The following is a 15,400-nucleotide window of genomic DNA, read 5'->3' as shown; positions in this document are numbered from 1 at the left end:
AGCTGTTCATGGCAAACCGCATCGAAAAGGACACCATGGGGACGGTAGAGGTCCCCGAAGGCGCCTATTACGGCGCACAGACACAGAGGGCGATCAACAACTTCCCCATCTCCGGGCTGAAGCCGCACCGGGCGCTGGTCCGCGCGACCATCAGGATCAAGAAGTGCGCGGCGCAGGCCAACATGACCACGGGGAGGCTTGACCGCGAGCTCGGCGAGGCCATCGTAAAGGCGGCCGACGAGGCGCTTTCGGGCGCGCTTACGGACCAGTTCGTCGTCGACCCCTTCCAGGCCGGCGCGGGCACCTCGCACAACATGAACGTGAACGAGGTACTGGCAAACCGGGCGAACGAAATCCTGGGAGGAAAGCTCGGCGAGTACGGCAGGGTGAACGCGAACGACCACGTCAACATGGCGCAGTCCACCAACGACGTGTTCCCGACGGCAATGCGTCTGGCCGCCCTTGAACTTGCCCAGGAGCTGGACGGCGAGCTGAGACACCTCTCCGAGGCACTCTCACGCAAGGGGATGGAATTCGATCACATCCTGAAGTCGGGACGCACCCACCTGCAAGACGCAGTACCGATCCGCCTCGGGCAGGAGTTTTCGGCCTGGGGCATCGCCGTCGAGAACAACCGCGCCGGGATAGAGCGTGCCTTCCCCGGCTTAAGGGAGCTCGGCATCGGCGGCACCGCGGTCGGCACCGGCCTGAACGCGGAAGAGGCCTTCATCGACCTGATCGTCGAGGGGCTCGCGCGCGAAACCGGCGAAGAGCTCACACGAGGCGAGAGTCTCGTTGAGCGGATGCAGAACATGGACCCGTTCGTGGCGCTTTCTTCCAGCGTGAAGGGGGCCGCGGTGAACGTGATCAAACTCGCCAACGACCTGAGGCTTCTCTCCTCGGGGCCGCGCACCGGTCTTGCCGAGATCAACCTCCCGGCCATGCAGCCCGGTTCCTCGATCATGCCGGGCAAGGTAAACCCCGTGCTCCCCGAGGTGACCAACATGGTCTGCTTCCAGGTGATGGGATGCGACCTGACCGTATCCCTCGCAGCGCAGGCCGGACAGCTGGAACTGAACGTGATGATGCCTGTGATCGCTTTCAACACGCTCTTCTCCATGGAGATCTTCAAAAACTGCCTGCGCCAGCTGACGACGCTTTGCATCACCGGGATCAGCGCGAACGAAGAGCGCTGCCGCAGCTACCTCGACCAGTCGGTCGGCCTCGCGACGGTGCTCGCGCCTAGCATCGGTTACGCGGCGGCGGCCGAGGTGGCCAAGGAGTCGGCCAAGACCGGTAACAGCATCCGCCAGGTGATCCTGGAGCGCGGCATCCTGACCGAGGAGGAGTTGGAAGAGGTACTCTCCCCCTACCCGCTCACCACGCCTGGCGTGCACGGCAAGGAGTAAGTACGGAGCCTAACTGGAGCTTTGCATTTATCACTAAAATCCTATAGACTCATACGTGTTGTAAACCACAGAGAAATGGAGGAGTAAATGACAGAAGAAGTCAAAGCCATTCTGGAAAACATCAGGCCGGCGCTTCAGGCGGACGGCGGCGATGTTGAACTCGTAGAAGTAACCGATGACGGCGTGGTGAAAGTGCGCCTGGTCGGCGCATGCGGCCACTGCCCTATGTCCACCATGACACTCAAGATGGGGATCGAGAGAACCATCAAGGAAAAGATCCCCGCCGTAAAAGAAGTCGTCTCCGTCTAACGGGTCTTCCCCTTAGCCGCAGCACCCGAAGCGCGGAAGTAATGCTCGACGTTATTTCCGCGCTTTTTCGCTTTCAGGTTCCCGATCTATGACCAGCGTGCGCCGCAAAAGAAAGCAGTTCCTGTTCCGGACCGCCAGGTTCTTCGATCTCTTCAGGAAGAACACAGAGGCGGTGTCATTTCTGGGCAACCGCGCCACGCTGTACCGCTACGGTTCCGAGTTCTTCCCCGCGCTATTGGAAGCGATCCCCCGGGCGAAAACGAGCATCTGCCTCGAGTTCTACGCCATAGCCGACGACGAGACCGGACGCCGTGTGGCGGACGCGCTGATCGAAGCGGCCTGGCGAGGTGTGCGGGTACATGTGCTCTACGACTACATCGGCTGCTTTGAAACACCCGCATCCTTCTTCAAGCACCTCACGAAGCGGGGTGTGCACTGTGCCCCGTTCAACCCGCCCCCATTTCGCCGCGGGATCGCCTGGTTCGACAAGCGCGATCACAGAAAGATCGTCATCATCGACGGATGGTGCGTCTTCACCGGCGGCATGAACATCGCCGACGTCTACTCGGGACTCGGCAAAAAGCAGACGAAGTGGCGCGACGTGGGGCTGAAGATCGAGGGTGAGGCGGGGATCGAACTGCTCCGGCTTTTCCGGGAGACCTGGACCGAGGAGACCGGCATCCCCCCGGTCGGCTGTGATCCGGCGCCGATGCCGGAGATAACCGGCGACGCCAAGGTCATGGTGGTGAACGGCGGACCGCATCACAAGCGGAGCTTCATCAGGAGCGCCTTCCGCGTCGCCATCGCCGGCGCATCCGAGAGCGTCACCATCGCGAGCCCCTATTTCGTACCCGGGCCTCGCGTGATGCGCTCGCTTCTGCGTGCCGCTGGGCGCGGCGTGGTTGTGAGACTGCTCCTGCCGTATAAAAACGACGTCCCCCTGGTGCGTCTGGTGAGCCGGACCTACTACGCGCAGCTTTTGAAAAACGGGGTCGAGATCCATGAACTGGACAGCGCCGTGCTGCACGCGAAGGTGCTCTTAATCGACGGCGACTGGGCCATGGTCGGTTCGGCGAACATGGATTTTAGAAGCTTCCACCGCAACTACGAGCTGAACGTGGTGGTGGACAGCCGCGATTTCGGGAGCCAAGTCGCGGAAATGCTCGAAGCCGACTTTGCAGGCACGCGCCGCATCGTGCTGCATGAACACGAGAAGCGGGGCTGGACCGTGCGGCTTCTTGAGCGGCTTTTCAGCCCGGTCGCCTGGTTTTTGTAGGCACTAAAAGGCCGGCACATCAACAAAATCTGCAAGAGGCCAAGGAGGCTGAGCGCCACAGCTCATCCCCTTGGCCTTTGCCTGTTATCTACCCGGAGTTATCTACATGATCGACAAGGACACCCTCAAGCGGCTGGAATTCGACAAGATCCTCGATACCGCCGCCGCCTTTGCCCACTGCGAAGCCTCGCACCTGGGCGTATCTTCCGTCACCCCCCTCTCCGATCGCCGCGCCATAGAGGAGCGCCTGGGACTCGTGGAGGAGATCCGCAGGCTGACCAGGCAAGGCATCTCGCTGAAGCTCTCCCCCTTCGAGGACATCACGCCGCAAGTGAAGGCGGTGCGTCCGAAAGGTGCCGTCATCGCCCCGATCGCCCTGCAGCGCTTCATCCCCACCCTGCGCGTCATGACGGCGATATCGAAGCAGCTTGCCTTCAGAAACGACGTCCCGTTCCTTTTCGCCGCGGCGGGCTCCATAAGCGGTTTCCCCGACCTTCTGGAACCCCTGGAGCATACGGTGAACGAGGATGGGGAGATCCTCGACACCGCGTCGACGCTGCTCTCCGATATCCGTTCCAAGAAGAAGGGAATCACCGCGCGCATCAAGCGGCGCCTGGAGGAGATCGTGCGGGAGCGGCACACCGCAATCTTTTTGCAGGACGACTTCATCACCCAGAGGTCCGGGCGCTGGGTCATTCCGGTGCGCATGGACTCCAAGGGGATGGTGCCGGGTGTGGTGCACGACGTCTCGAACTCGGGCGAGACCGCCTTCATGGAGCCCTTGGAGATCATCGGCCTTGCCAACGAACTCGAGAACCTGGTGGCCGACGAGCGCGCCGAGGAGATCCGCATCGTGCGCCAGATCTGCGACTGGATACGCGAGGATGCCGAGGAACTCCTCGAGCAGTTTCAGGCGCTGGTACGGCTCGATATCCTGAACTGCATCGCGACTTTGAGCGACAAATTAAGGTGCGAGACGCCGGTCATCGCCGAGACCCCGGGGATCCTGCTAAAGTCGGCGCGCCACCCGATTCTCACCCTGTTGGGAAAGGATGTGGTGCCGCTAGACTTGGAGCTCGCCTCTGACAACAGCGTCATGGTCGTCACCGGGCCGAACACGGGAGGCAAGACCATCGCCATCAAGACCGCCGGTCTTCTGAGCGTGATGGCGCTTTGCGGCATGCCGGTCCCGGCCCACCCCGGTACGGTGCTGCCGCTTGTGCAAAAGATCCTGGTCGACATCGGCGACGAGCAGTCCATCGAGGAAAGCCTTTCCACCTTCTCCGCCCACATCTCCAAGATATCGAGCATTTTACGAGGCGCCGACCGTGGCACCCTTATCCTTCTGGATGAACTTGGGACCGGCACGGAGCCGGGACAGGGTGCGGCGATCGCCTGTGCCGTGCTTAAGGAGCTGCACGACAAGGGAGCGCTCGTCGTCGCCACCACGCACCTCACCGAGATCATCGGCTTTGTGCAGCGCGAGGAAGGGATGGTGAACGCCGCCATGGCCTTCGACCGCGACCGGCTCGCGCCGCTTTACCGGCTCGTGGTGGGAGAGCCGGGCGAGTCGCACGCGCTCGAGATCGCCAGCCGCTATGGTCTCCCCGAGCGGGTTGTGGCCTTCGCCCGCGGGATGATCGGCACCATGGAGGCCGATTTCCACGCGCTGTTGCGCGACCTCAAAGGGAAACGCGAGCAGTTGGAGCTGACCCTGCGCGAGCTCGACGAGCGTGAGGAGAAAGTGGCCGCGTCCGAACGAAACCTCGTGGACCGGCGCGACGAGGCGGCGAAACTCGTGCAGGACGCCCGCGAGAAGGGGCTTCTGGAAGCACAGGAGATCATCGCAAAAGCGAGACGGGAGGTCGCCTCCCTCTTGGACCAGGCAAAAAGGGAGAAGGCGCGCGAGGCGAAGGAAAAGCTGGACCAAGCGGCGCGCGAGGTGGAGGAGGCACTCGACCGCCTCCACCCGGAGGAGAGCGTCGATCCCGATGCAATCGCGGCAGGGGACGTCCTCTTCGTGAAGCCGCTCAACTGCGACGCCACCATCCTCTCCGTAGACCGCCGCGGGGAGCGCGTGCGCGTGCGGGCCGGGAGCATGGAGCTCGACGTCGCCATGGTTTCCCTGTTAAAGCCCAAGGGAAAAGAGCCGAAGAAGGTACGGAAGCAGCGCGCCAAACAGGAAACGGAGCAGGCCGAGGCCGCAAGCAACATAAACCTCCTCGGCATGCGGGTCGAAGAGGCGATAGGCGAACTGGAGCCCTTCCTGAACCACGCCTCGCTCGAGCGGATGTCCGAGGTGCGCGTGGTGCACGGCAAGGGTACCGGCGCGCTCATGAAGGGAGTGCGGAATTTCCTTTCCGACCACCCCCTCGTCTCATCCTTCCGCACCGGCGAGCGTTTCGAGGGTGGCGACGGCGTGACCGTGGTGACGCTGCGCTAAGACGACTCAAGTAGCACCGGAGGTCCCATGATCATCTCCATCATCGCGGCCATGTCGGACAACAGGGTAATCGGCGTCGACGGAAAGCTCCCGTGGGACATCCCCGCCGACCTTGCCCGTTTCCGCAACCTGACCTTGGGGCATGCCGTCCTCATGGGGAGAAAGACCTTCGAATCGATAGGTCATCCCCTGGAGGGGCGCAGGAACATCGTAGTGAGCAGGACCATGGGGAAGACCGAAGGGGTCATCGTGGCGCGCACGCTGCAGGAGGGGATCGCCGCGGCAGATGGTGACGAGGAGCTCTTCATCTGCGGGGGTGAAGCGGTGTTCAGGGAGGCGCTCCCCCTTTGCCAGCGGATCTACCTCACCGTGGTGCACGGCCGTTACGAGGGGGACGTGAACTTCCCGCAGCCCCCCTGCTCGTTCGCCGAGCTGCACCGCGAGGATTTCACGGACGGAACACCACCGACCACCTTCCTGGTCATGGAGAAGGTGGACCGTTTCGAACCGGGGGGCGACGCCGAGGAGTTGCGCCAGAAGGGTATCGAGGCGCTGCACCGCCGGCTCTACTTCCTGGCGCGCTGCTGCTTCGGACAGGCCCAGGCGATCGAGGACTCCCCGGAAACAGCCTCCGACCTCGCCTATAGCCAGGCAAAGAGCGGAGGAGAACTCCCCGCGGCGCAAAAGCTCGCGGAAAAGGCGCTGCGCGACGACCCGGACAACCTGCGCATCCGTCTGAACCTCGGTCGCATCCAGATCCTGAACGGTGAAAAGGGACAGGGGCTCGAGACGCTGCGCAAGGGGGTGCAGATGGGGGGCGGGCAGGAATTCCTCTCCGAACTCGCCCGGTGCGGCACCCGCGGCACCCCTCCCATCAAGTCGCTCCCGAGAAGCCATCCCCTGAACCGCTACCTCGGGATTTTGATGCACAGGTTGCGCGGGCAATAGCATCCGGACTCCCCCCTCCGGGGGGAGGAGTATGAGCCCATTGACTCTCCCATGCACCGCATGTTACCTTTCCGGCGATGAAAAACACCGAGGCTGAAGGGATAGTGCTGCGCCTCACCGACTTCGGGGAGGCGGACCGCATCGTCACCCTGTTCACCCTGGAACATGGGAAGATGCAGGGGGTGGCGCGCGGAGCAAAACGGAGCAAGAAACGCTTCGCCGGCGCCCTCGAGCCGTTCGCGCACCTGAAACTCCAACTGCACACGGGAACCGGCCTCGCCACCCTCTCCAGCGCGGACATCATCGACGTCTTCTCCGGCATCCGGGCCGACCTGAATAGAATCGGCTGCGCCGCCTACGCCTGCGAACTCGTCGAACGCCTCACCCCGGAAGACGAGCCGAGCCCGCGCCTTTTCCGCCTGCTTTACTGCTACCTGGAACGACTGAACGAAGACCAGGCCTCCCCTTCGGACCGGCGCTTTTTCGCGGTGAACCTCCTCAAGATCCTCGGATACCAGCCCGATCTGCGCGTAAGGGGCGTGTCGGAAGAGACCGCCTCGCTCCTCGCCCGCGCCATGCAGACCGGCCGCTTCGGCGCCGTGATCTTTCCCGAGCCCCTCCTGCGCGAGGCGGACCTCCTCCTTAACCCCGCCATCGACCTGCACCTCGATCGGGAACTTAAATCGCTCGCCTTCCTGAAGGAGTGCGGTGTCTGAGCGCAACACGCCGTAATAGCTTGCGAAACCGCCACGACAAACCTGCCGCAAACCATTAATTTTGTTGACCCAAGCGTCGCTAACAGGTAGTATTCCGCCTTTGGGCCTAACCGGCTCCGGCGCCCCCGTCCGGCCCTGCCGCCCGGGACGCACCGCTTTTGCTTTTTGTTTTTGAGGACCTGCATGAACCAAGCTGACATGAGAAAACTGCCGCCCCAGAGCATCGAAGCCGAGATGTCCATCCTGGGCGGCATCCTGGTGGACAACGAGGCTATAAACCGCGTGCTCGAGGTGCTCACCCCGGACGAGCTGTACAGGGAGAGCCACCGGAAGATCATGCGCGCCATGATCGAGCTTAACGAGCGAAACGAACCGTGCGACCTGATCACGCTCACCACGATCCTCCGCAAGAAGGGGGAACTCGACGAGGTGGGTGGCGGCGCATATCTCGCCACGCTGGTCGACTTCGTCCCGATGGCGGCGAACATCTCCTACTACTGCAAGATCGTGAAGGAGAAGTTCATCACGCGCAAGCTCATCACCGCGGCGACCGACATCGTGAGCCAGGGCTTCGAGGACAAAGTCGAGGTCGAAAGCCTCCTCGACACGGCGCAGAAGGTGATCTTCGAGATCGGCGAGAACAAGCTGAAGCCTTCCTACTACAAGGTCAGCGACATCCTCAAGGACACCATCAAGAACATCGAGCTTCTCTACGAGAAGAAGGAGCTCGTCACCGGCGTCCCGACCGGCTACACCGACCTCGACAAGCTGACCGCAGGCTTCCACGCCGGCGACCTCGTCATCATCGCGGGACGCCCTGCGATGGGCAAGACCACCTTCGCCCTGAACGTCGCCCAGTACGCGTCGGTGGACGCGGACAAGAAGTACCCGGCCGCCATCTTCTCCCTGGAGATGCCCAAGGAGCAGCTGGTGGAGAGGCTTTTGTGCTCGGCCGCGCGCGTAGACCTCACCCGTTTGCGCTCCGGGCACCTGCAGGAGAACGACTGGCCCAAGCTGATCAAAGGGGCCGGCCTGTTGCACAACTCCAAGATCTTCATCGACGACACCCCTTCCATCTCGGTCATGGAGCTCCGCTCCAAGGCGCGGCGACTCAAGGCCGAGCACGATATCGGCATCATCGTGATCGACTACCTGCAGCTCATGCGCGGCGGCGCCAACAGCGAATCGAGGCAGCAGGAGATATCGGAGATATCCCGCTCGCTCAAGGGGCTCGCCAAGGAGCTTAGCATCCCGGTGATCGCCCTTTCGCAGCTGAACCGCGGCCTGGAGCAGAGAACCGACAAACGCCCGATGATGAGCGACTTGAGGGAGTCGGGCGCTATCGAGCAGGACGCCGACATCATCATGTTCGTGTACCGTGGCGAGGTCTACGACAAGGAGAACGAGGACCTGAAGGGTAAGGCGGAGATCATCATCGGCAAGCACAGGAGCGGTCCGATCGGCACGGTCGATCTCGCCTTCCGCGGCGAGTTCACCCGCTTCGACAATCTCAGCAACAGGGAAGAATATTAGTCTTCAGCAGATTCCCTCCCCCGCCTGCGGGCCGAAGCCCTACGGTGGGCGATGGCCGGGATGGGGAGGATCAGGGAGTGGGAGCGGTCCGAAGCATCGATCCCCCCTCCTCGCCTCCCCCATCCGGGGAGGAGCATACTACGCAAGGAAAGGAAACCAAATGAGCAGATACCATGCAATGACCGAGGTACCGGCAACGGCCGGATTCAAGGAAGGGGACGTACTGTTTCTTTGCGGCGAACTGTTCGGTCGCGGCTACGCAAACGGCATCGTGGACGAGGCAAAGGCCAAGGGGATGACCATCATCGGCGCCACCGTGGGGCGGCGCGACGCGGACAACACGCTGCGCGCGCTCAACGCGGAGGAACTGGCGACGGCCGAGGAAAACCTCGGCGGCAAGATCATCAACATCCCGCTTGAGGCGGGCTTCGACATGGAGCCGGGCAAGGACGGCGTGGCGCCGGTGGACCGCTTCAAGGGGGTCAAGCCGGACGACTTCGCTTCGGTCAAGCTCGATCCTTCCGAGATCGCCTACTCCAAGCAAAAAGGGACCGAGCGTTTCTGCAAAAATCTCGCCGCCGTCGTCGCCGAACTCGAGAAGATGCTTCCCGCCGGGTGCAACCTCCTCGTGGTGCACACCATGGCCGGCGGCATCCCGCGCGCCCGCGTCTTCATGCCGATCCTGAACAAGCTCTTCAAGGGACAGGGTGACCGTTTCCTCTCCTCCGAGTCGTTCTGGACCTCCGACATGGGTAAACTGTGCGACGCGAGCTTCAACGAGGTGACCGCGGACACCTTCCGCTACCTGATCGATGCAACCACAGGGCTTAGGGAGAAGTTCCCGGTGACTTACGCGGCATACGGCTACCACGGCACCGCAGTGCTTATCGACGGCGTCAGCACCTGGCAGTCCTACACCCCTTACCTGCAGGGGTGGGCCAAGATCCGCCTTGAGGACATCGCCATCGAGGCGTGGGAGAAGGGTATCAAGGCGACCGTGTACAACTGCCCGGAAATCCTCACCAACTCGAGCGCCCTATTTCTCGGCGTCGAGAACTCGCTCTACCCCCTCATGGGCGCGCTCAGAAACGAAGGGGTCGATTCGGTCGTCGCGGAGTGCCAGTCACTGCTGCACGAAGGGACTACCGTCGACCAGCTGCTGGAGATCGCCAACACCTACCTCACCTCCGAGCTCATCACCAGCACCCGCGATTTCGACAGCTGGCCGCAGCACAACAGCCCCGCGCAGCAGGAGTACATGCTGAACACTTCGGCCGAACTGATCGGCATGAACGCCGACCCGAAGGAGATCGTTTGCGCCGTTCTCTCCCGCGCCGTCTTCACCGGCGTTGGGGCGCTCATGTTCAACAGCTCCTGGGATCCGAAGGCGCCGGTTTTCTGGCTGAACCACGACATGATCGCCAAGGTCCTGGCGAAAAAGTAACCGAACACGGGCTGGTCTCAGCTCGGGTCAGCTTACATTTGGCAAGGTAGGAGTGGGGGGATTTGACGCGGTGGCTTAACTGCATGCTTGGGCTAACCGCGGCTAAATCCCCCCTGTCCCCCCTTCGCAAAGGGGGGGACTCTGGGGCTCGTGCAGCGGCAGTGGCTGCTCCACGTCCCAAGTATTCGAAGAACCATCAAGGCAAGACCGCACCTTTCAAATCCCCCTGTACCTGAAGAAGGAGCACCCGTGGCGCACAAGGTCCTGCTGGTCGACGACGTAAGCATGTTCCTGGAACTCGAGAAGGAGTTCCTCTCCCTCTCCGCAGTCGACATCTCCACCGCCAGAAACGGACAGGACGCCCTGCAGATATGCCGTCAGGAGCGTCCGGACCTGGTGGTCATGGACCTGCACATGCCCCTCATGGACGGCGCCGAGTGCTGCCGCGCCATAAAAAAAGACCCCCATCTCTCCAGTCCGGTGATTCTCATCGCCTCTGAAGGGAAGGAGGCCGATCGTCAGCTCTGCCTCGGGGCAGGGTGCGACGATGTGCTCACCAAACCGCTGGATCGCATGATTTTCCTTGAAGCGGCCCGCAAATGGCTCCCTGCCGTGGACCGCCGCGACAGGAGGGGGAGCTGCCGCTTCAACGTAAAGTTCCGCGCCTTCAACCTCACCCTCTCCGGCTACTGCATCAACCTGAGTCAGAACGGCCTTTACCTCGCCGCCGACGTGGACCTAGAGCTCGACACCATGCTGGAGCTGATCTTCGTTCTTCCCGAGCCGGTGGGGACCATCGTCCAGGCGAAGGGACGCGTCGCCTGGCTAAACACCACCAAAGCCCGCAAGAAATCCACTATCGACGAGGGGTTCGGCATCCAGTTCGTCGACATCTCCGAAGTCGACCGGCAACGGATCGACCACTACGTCAGCACGCTGCCGCCTACCGCACGAGCTTAGAAAGCTTCTTGAACTCCTCGGTGCCCGCCACGCGCAGAAGCTGGAAGAGGACCGATTCCGTCGAGGTCATCACCGCACCGGCCTGGGTCATGGTCTGCAGTGCGATCTCCCAGTTGTGCTTTTTGCGGCTCATCACCGCGTCCACGACGAGGTGCACTACGTAGCCGCGCGACAAGAGCTCGAGCGCGGTCTGCAGCACGCAAACGTGCGTCTCCATCCCGGTCAGGATGATCTGGCGCCGGCCGGTTTTCTCCAGCGTCTCAAGAAACCCCTCCCCGCCGCAGCAGGAAAAGGTCATCTTCTCAAGGCTCGGGGTGCAGAGCTTCTCCTTCAGGGAGGGGACGGTCTCCCCGAGCCCCTTCACGTACTGCTCGGTGGCGAGGGCGGGAATCCCCAATTCGGCCGCCGCATCAAGCAGGATCGAGATGTTGCCCGTCAGTTTACCGAGCACCTTTTCGTCCATGGCCCGGCAGAGCTTGTCCTGTACGTCCACGACTACGAGTTGTGCGCTCTCTTTCTCCAGAAAGAACCTTTCCATCAGGGTCACGGCAGCCTCCTTTAAGCGGGTTGAGGTTACTCTTTATCGCTAATCCTTGCGCAGTTCGATACCGAGCTCGGTGATCTTCTTCCTCAGGGTGTTGCGGTTGATGCCGAGGATATCGGCGGCCTTCACCTGGTTGCCGCGCGTCTTCTCCAGCACGAAACGGATCAGCGGACGCTCCACCTGCTCCAGCACCATGGCGTGCACGTCGCCGCTCTCCATCTTCTCCATGTTGGTGAAACAGGTACGCAGCTTCAGATCGACGATCCCTTCAAGCGACAGCTCTTCCCCCTTTCCTTCGCTCGGACGGCTCCTGAGTCCGGGAAAATCGGAGGCGACCAGCAGCGGGTCCGGCGAGAGGATCACGGCCCTCTTGATGGTGTTCTCCAGTTCGCGGATGTTGCCGGGCCAGTTGTAGCCGGTGAGAAGCTTCACGGTGTCGGAGGAGCAGCGCTTGAGCGGCGCCTCCAGCTCAGCGCAGATCTTGTTCAGAAAGTACTGCACGAGGAGCGGGATGTCCTCCTTGCGGTCGCGCAGCGGCACGAGCTGGATCGGGATCACGTTCAGGCGGTAGTAGAGGTCCTCGCGGAACTGCTTGTTCCGGACGCTCTCCTCGAGGTCCTGGTTGGTCGCCGCCACGACGCGCACGTCGACCTGGATGCTCTGGTTGCCTCCGGTCCTCGTTATCTCGCGTTCCTGCAGCACCCGGAGGATCTTCGCCTGCAGGTCGATGGGCATGTCGCCGATCTCGTCGAGGAAGATGGTCCCGCCGTTGGCCTGTTCGAACTTGCCTAGCTTGCGCTCGGTGGCGCCGGTGAAGGCCCCCTTCTCGAAGCCGAAGAGCTCGCTCTCCAGAAGCTCCTTCGGGATGGCGGCGCAGTTGAGCGGCACGAACGGCTTACCCAGCCGTTTGGAGTTGTAGTGAATGGCGCGGGCGATGAGCTCCTTGCCGGTCCCCGACTCACCCTGCACCAGCACGGTGACGTCGGAGGGGGCCACCTTGCCGATGGTCTTGTACACTTCGCGCATGGCTGGAGAGTTGCCGATGATGGTCTTCTCGAGCTGGTAGCGGTCCGCAAGCTCTTCCTTAAGGAGGGAAACCTGCGAGGTCATCTCGCGGGCCCGGCTCACCTTCTCCACCACTGCGTCGACGACGCTCAGGTCGAAGGGCTTGGTGAGGTAGTCGTAGGCGCCGCGCTTCATCGCCTCGACGGCGTTTTTCATGCTCGCCTCGGCGGTCATGATCACCACCATGAGGTCGGCGCGCTCCTCCTTGACCCGGTCCAAAAGCTCGAGGCCGGTCACCCCCGGCATCTTGATGTCGATGAGCGCCAGGTCGTAGTTGTTGTCCTTGATGAGTTTGAGCGCCTCGTTGCCGTCTTTTGCGAGCTCGACGTTGAAGCCTTTCTTTTTCAGGGCCTTGGAAAGGACCCAGCGCATGCTCTCTTCGTCATCAGCCACGAGGATGTTGTTAATGGACATGAAAACTCCCTGAAACCGGTTCTACGTTCTATGTTCTACGTTCTAAGTTGAAACCTTGAAGCAACGATGCTTCAAAACGGGAGAACACAGGACGTTTGAGTATAAAGTTGCCGGTCCTCGCTCATATACCAAGTTCCGTAAGTCCGCAAGAAGCCTCTTTGCTTCCAACGTAGAACGTAGAACATAGAACGTAGAACGGCTGGTTAATAAAACGTAGAACGGCCGTTACTGAATGAGCGGCAGCATTACGGTGAAGACGGTGCCGCGCGCGGGGTCGGAATCGACGCGGATCATGCCGCGATGTTCGGAGACGATCTTCTGGCAGATGGCGAGTCCCAGACCGGTCCCCTGCGACTTGGTGGTGAAAAACGGCGTGAACATGTCCTTCAGGACGTCCGGCGGGATGCCTGGGCCGTTGTCGGAGATGTCGATGGCGACCATGCGCGCACGCCGCTCTCCCTTCTGGGTCATGGCGTAGTCGGCAAGGACACGGCTCGTCACCTTTACCACGCCGCCGGTCCCGACGGCCTCCATAGCGTTCTTGATCAGGTTCAAGAAGAGCTGGGTAAGTAGGGACTCGTCGCCCAGAATCGGGGGGATACTCGGGTCGAAATACTGCTGCAGGTAGAGTTCCTTCCCTTCGCAGGCGTTTTTCTGCAGCAGCACGATGTCGGAGAGCACCCGATGCAGGTTCACCTTCCCGAGCTTCAGCCGTCCCGGCGAGGCAAGCCCCAGAAGCTCCTCGACGATCAGGTTGACGCGATGCACTTCCTTCAACATGACCCGCACGTATTCGCGCAGGTCCTCGTTGTCGGGAAACTCCATCTCGAGGAGTTGGGCCGCCCCCTTGATCCCGCCGAGCGGGTTCTTGATCTCGTGGGCAAGTCCCGCGGCCAAGGCCCCCAGGGAGGAAAGACGGTCCGCCTGGCGTACCGCGCTCTCAAGCTCCCGCACGTTGGTCAGGTCACGCAGAAGAACTACCGTACCGATCCTCTCGCCGCAGGAGCTAAGTAGCGGAGAGGTGCTCGTGCCTACCGGGGTCACCCTCCCGGAGCGCTTCAGCACGATGTTCTCGTGGTCGGCGACGGACATCCCGGTCGCCACCGTCTTCGCCACCAGTTCGTTAAGGGCGGCATCGTCCTTGAAGATATCGCTGAACAGGTTCCCCATCGCCTGGCGCTTCGAGACGCCGGCCAGTTCCTCCGCAGCGGGGTTCATGAGGGTCACCGCGCCGGTGTTGTCCAGCACGATGACGCCATCGCCCACGCTATCGACCACGTTCGCGTAATAGTTCTCCAGCCGCTCAGCCATTAAAGAACTCCTCCATCGCCCCGACAAGTTCGGCAGCAGTTTCGATCCGGTTCACCGCAGCACGAAACTGCGCGGCGCCTGGAAGCCCCTTGGAGTACCACGACAGATGCTTGCGCATCTCCATCAGGGCCACTCTGCCCCCCGCGAACTCGGCGAAGAGTTCAAAATGCCTGCGGGCCAGCGCGAGACGTTCCGCCACCGTCGGCGGCACCGGCTCTTCACCTGCCAAAAGCGCGAGCGCCTCGCGGAAAAGCCAGGGGTTCCCCATCGCTCCGCGGGCCACCATGACCGCGTCGCAGCCGGTCATTTCAAGCATGCGGACCACGTCGACCGCGCTGAAGAGGTCGCCGCTGCCGATCACCGGGATGGTAAGGGTGCTCTTCAGCTCGCCGATCTTGTCCCAGTTGGCCGTTCCCTCGAACATCTGGGCCCGGCTTCTCGGGTGCAGCGTGATGGCGTCGCACCCCTCTTCCTGGGCGATCCTGCCGACCTCGAGGAAGGTGTCATCGCCACAGACCCAGCCGGTGCGGATCTTTATGGTGAAGGGAAGCACGGTCGCCTTGCGCACGCTTCTTACGATGCGCGCAACCTTGAGCGGATCCTTCATGAGCGCGCTGCCGGCGCCGGTGCCGACGACCTTCTTGACCGGACATCCCATGTTGATGTCGATCAGCTCGCCATACCCCTCGACAAGACGCGCGGCCTCGGCCAGCATCTCGGGTTCGTCGCCGAAGAGCTGCATCCCGATGGGACGGTCTTCGGGGGTGGTCTTCAACAGTTCGAAACTCTTTTGCCCTTCACGGGTTAGGCCGTTCACGCTGACCATCTCGGTGAAGGTGAGCGAAGCCCCCTCCCCGCGCGCGATGATGCGCATGGGAAGATTGGTGATACCGGCCATGGGGGCCAGAAATACCCGATTCTTCAAGGTAAGGGAGCCGATGGCCACCGTCTTTTGCATATCTTAAAACTTCCTTGTCTGCCTAAAAATTGTGCATACTAACAACTAAGAATTTAAAACGCAAGGGTTT

General features: G+C 61.9%; 13 protein-coding genes. 9 read left to right on the top strand and 4 right to left on the bottom strand.

All coding sequences use genetic code 11. From position 1 onward, the window contains the following. The first annotated feature begins 8 nt into the window (after positions 1-8). From E4633_RS14980 to E4633_RS14940, 9 genes are all read left to right on the top strand, one after another. Positions 9-1,409, top strand: a complete 1,401-nt coding sequence (locus tag E4633_RS14980; protein WP_135871358.1) for an aspartate ammonia-lyase — start codon at positions 9-11, stop codon at positions 1,407-1,409. Positions 1,410-1,496: 87 nt separating this feature from the next. Next, entirely contained in the window at positions 1,497-1,718 is a 222-nt protein-coding gene (locus E4633_RS14975) for a NifU family protein (protein ID WP_129126410.1), read from the top strand. A gap of 88 nt (positions 1,719-1,806) precedes the next feature. Further along, on the top strand, positions 1,807-2,994 hold the full coding sequence (locus E4633_RS14970) for a phospholipase D-like domain-containing protein (protein WP_135871356.1): 1,188 nt from the start codon (positions 1,807-1,809) through the stop codon (positions 2,992-2,994). Between the two features lie 106 nt (positions 2,995-3,100). After that, on the top strand, positions 3,101-5,437 hold the full coding sequence (locus E4633_RS14965; RefSeq protein ID WP_135871354.1) for an endonuclease MutS2: 2,337 nt from the start codon (positions 3,101-3,103) through the stop codon (positions 5,435-5,437). Positions 5,438-5,464: 27 nt separating this feature from the next. Beyond that, the gene (locus tag E4633_RS14960; protein WP_135871351.1) at positions 5,465-6,385 is read left to right on the top strand and encodes a dihydrofolate reductase; all 921 of its coding nucleotides are present in this window, start codon (positions 5,465-5,467) and stop codon (positions 6,383-6,385) included. Between the two features lie 77 nt (positions 6,386-6,462). Beyond that, the gene (gene recO, locus E4633_RS14955) at positions 6,463-7,101 is read left to right on the top strand and encodes a DNA repair protein RecO (RefSeq protein WP_135871350.1); all 639 of its coding nucleotides are present in this window, start codon (positions 6,463-6,465) and stop codon (positions 7,099-7,101) included. 183 nt (positions 7,102-7,284) lie between these two features. Next, positions 7,285-8,634 (top strand): replicative DNA helicase, encoded by a 1,350-nt coding sequence (dnaB, locus tag E4633_RS14950; RefSeq protein WP_135871348.1) that lies wholly within the window; start codon positions 7,285-7,287, stop codon positions 8,632-8,634. Between the two features lie 160 nt (positions 8,635-8,794). Then, positions 8,795-10,078 (top strand): enoyl ACP reductase FabMG family protein, encoded by a 1,284-nt coding sequence (locus E4633_RS14945; protein WP_135871346.1) that lies wholly within the window; start codon positions 8,795-8,797, stop codon positions 10,076-10,078. 249 nt (positions 10,079-10,327) lie between these two features. Continuing rightward, entirely contained in the window at positions 10,328-11,038 is a 711-nt protein-coding gene (locus E4633_RS14940) for a response regulator (protein WP_135871344.1), read from the top strand. Here the strand turns inward: E4633_RS14940 and E4633_RS14935 are convergent. From E4633_RS14935 to dusB, 4 genes are all read right to left on the bottom strand, one after another. Continuing rightward, a complete protein-coding gene (locus E4633_RS14935; protein ID WP_135871342.1) occupies positions 11,022-11,585 on the bottom strand; it encodes a hydrolase in 564 nt (187 codons plus the stop codon). The two genes, E4633_RS14940 and E4633_RS14935, sit on opposite strands and share 17 nt — an antisense overlap. Positions 11,586-11,624: 39 nt before the next feature. Then, positions 11,625-13,061: a sigma-54-dependent transcriptional regulator gene (locus tag E4633_RS14930; protein ID WP_135871341.1), complete on the bottom strand. Its 1,437-nt coding sequence runs from the start codon at positions 13,059-13,061 to the stop codon at positions 11,625-11,627. Positions 13,062-13,286: 225 nt separating this feature from the next. Further along, the gene (locus E4633_RS14925) at positions 13,287-14,372 is read right to left on the bottom strand and encodes a two-component system sensor histidine kinase NtrB (RefSeq protein WP_129126420.1); all 1,086 of its coding nucleotides are present in this window, start codon (positions 14,370-14,372) and stop codon (positions 13,287-13,289) included. Then, positions 14,365-15,330, bottom strand: a complete 966-nt coding sequence (gene dusB, locus E4633_RS14920; RefSeq protein ID WP_135871339.1) for a tRNA dihydrouridine synthase DusB — start codon at positions 15,328-15,330, stop codon at positions 14,365-14,367. Before dusB ends, E4633_RS14925 begins: the two co-directional genes overlap by 8 nt. Positions 15,331-15,400 lie beyond the last annotated feature (70 nt).

This window comes from Geomonas terrae, assembly GCF_004791675.1.
Taxonomy (GTDB): Bacteria; Desulfobacterota; Desulfuromonadia; order Geobacterales; family Geobacteraceae; genus Geomonas; species Geomonas edaphica.
Note: the sequence above shows the minus strand (reverse complement) of the source record. Positions and strands in the feature narration are given on the sequence as shown.

Excerpts from the sequence above, each read along its gene's own strand:
- E4633_RS14980 (WP_135871358.1), top strand. The coding sequence starts at position 9 with ATGGCAAACCGCATCGAAAAGGACACCATGGGGACGGTAGAGGTCCCC.
- E4633_RS14975 (WP_129126410.1), top strand. The coding sequence starts at position 1,497 with ATGACAGAAGAAGTCAAAGCCATTCTGGAAAACATCAGGCCGGCGCTT.
- E4633_RS14970 (WP_135871356.1), top strand. The coding sequence starts at position 1,807 with ATGACCAGCGTGCGCCGCAAAAGAAAGCAGTTCCTGTTCCGGACCGCC.
- E4633_RS14965 (WP_135871354.1), top strand. The coding sequence starts at position 3,101 with ATGATCGACAAGGACACCCTCAAGCGGCTGGAATTCGACAAGATCCTC.
- E4633_RS14960 (WP_135871351.1), top strand. The coding sequence starts at position 5,465 with ATGATCATCTCCATCATCGCGGCCATGTCGGACAACAGGGTAATCGGC.
- recO (WP_135871350.1), top strand. The coding sequence starts at position 6,463 with ATGAAAAACACCGAGGCTGAAGGGATAGTGCTGCGCCTCACCGACTTC.
- dnaB (WP_135871348.1), top strand. The coding sequence starts at position 7,285 with ATGAACCAAGCTGACATGAGAAAACTGCCGCCCCAGAGCATCGAAGCC.
- E4633_RS14945 (WP_135871346.1), top strand. The coding sequence starts at position 8,795 with ATGAGCAGATACCATGCAATGACCGAGGTACCGGCAACGGCCGGATTC.
- E4633_RS14930 (WP_135871341.1), bottom strand. The coding sequence starts at position 13,061 with ATGTCCATTAACAACATCCTCGTGGCTGATGACGAAGAGAGCATGCGC.
- E4633_RS14925 (WP_129126420.1), bottom strand. The coding sequence starts at position 14,372 with ATGGCTGAGCGGCTGGAGAACTATTACGCGAACGTGGTCGATAGCGTG.
- dusB (WP_135871339.1), bottom strand. The coding sequence starts at position 15,330 with ATGCAAAAGACGGTGGCCATCGGCTCCCTTACCTTGAAGAATCGGGTA.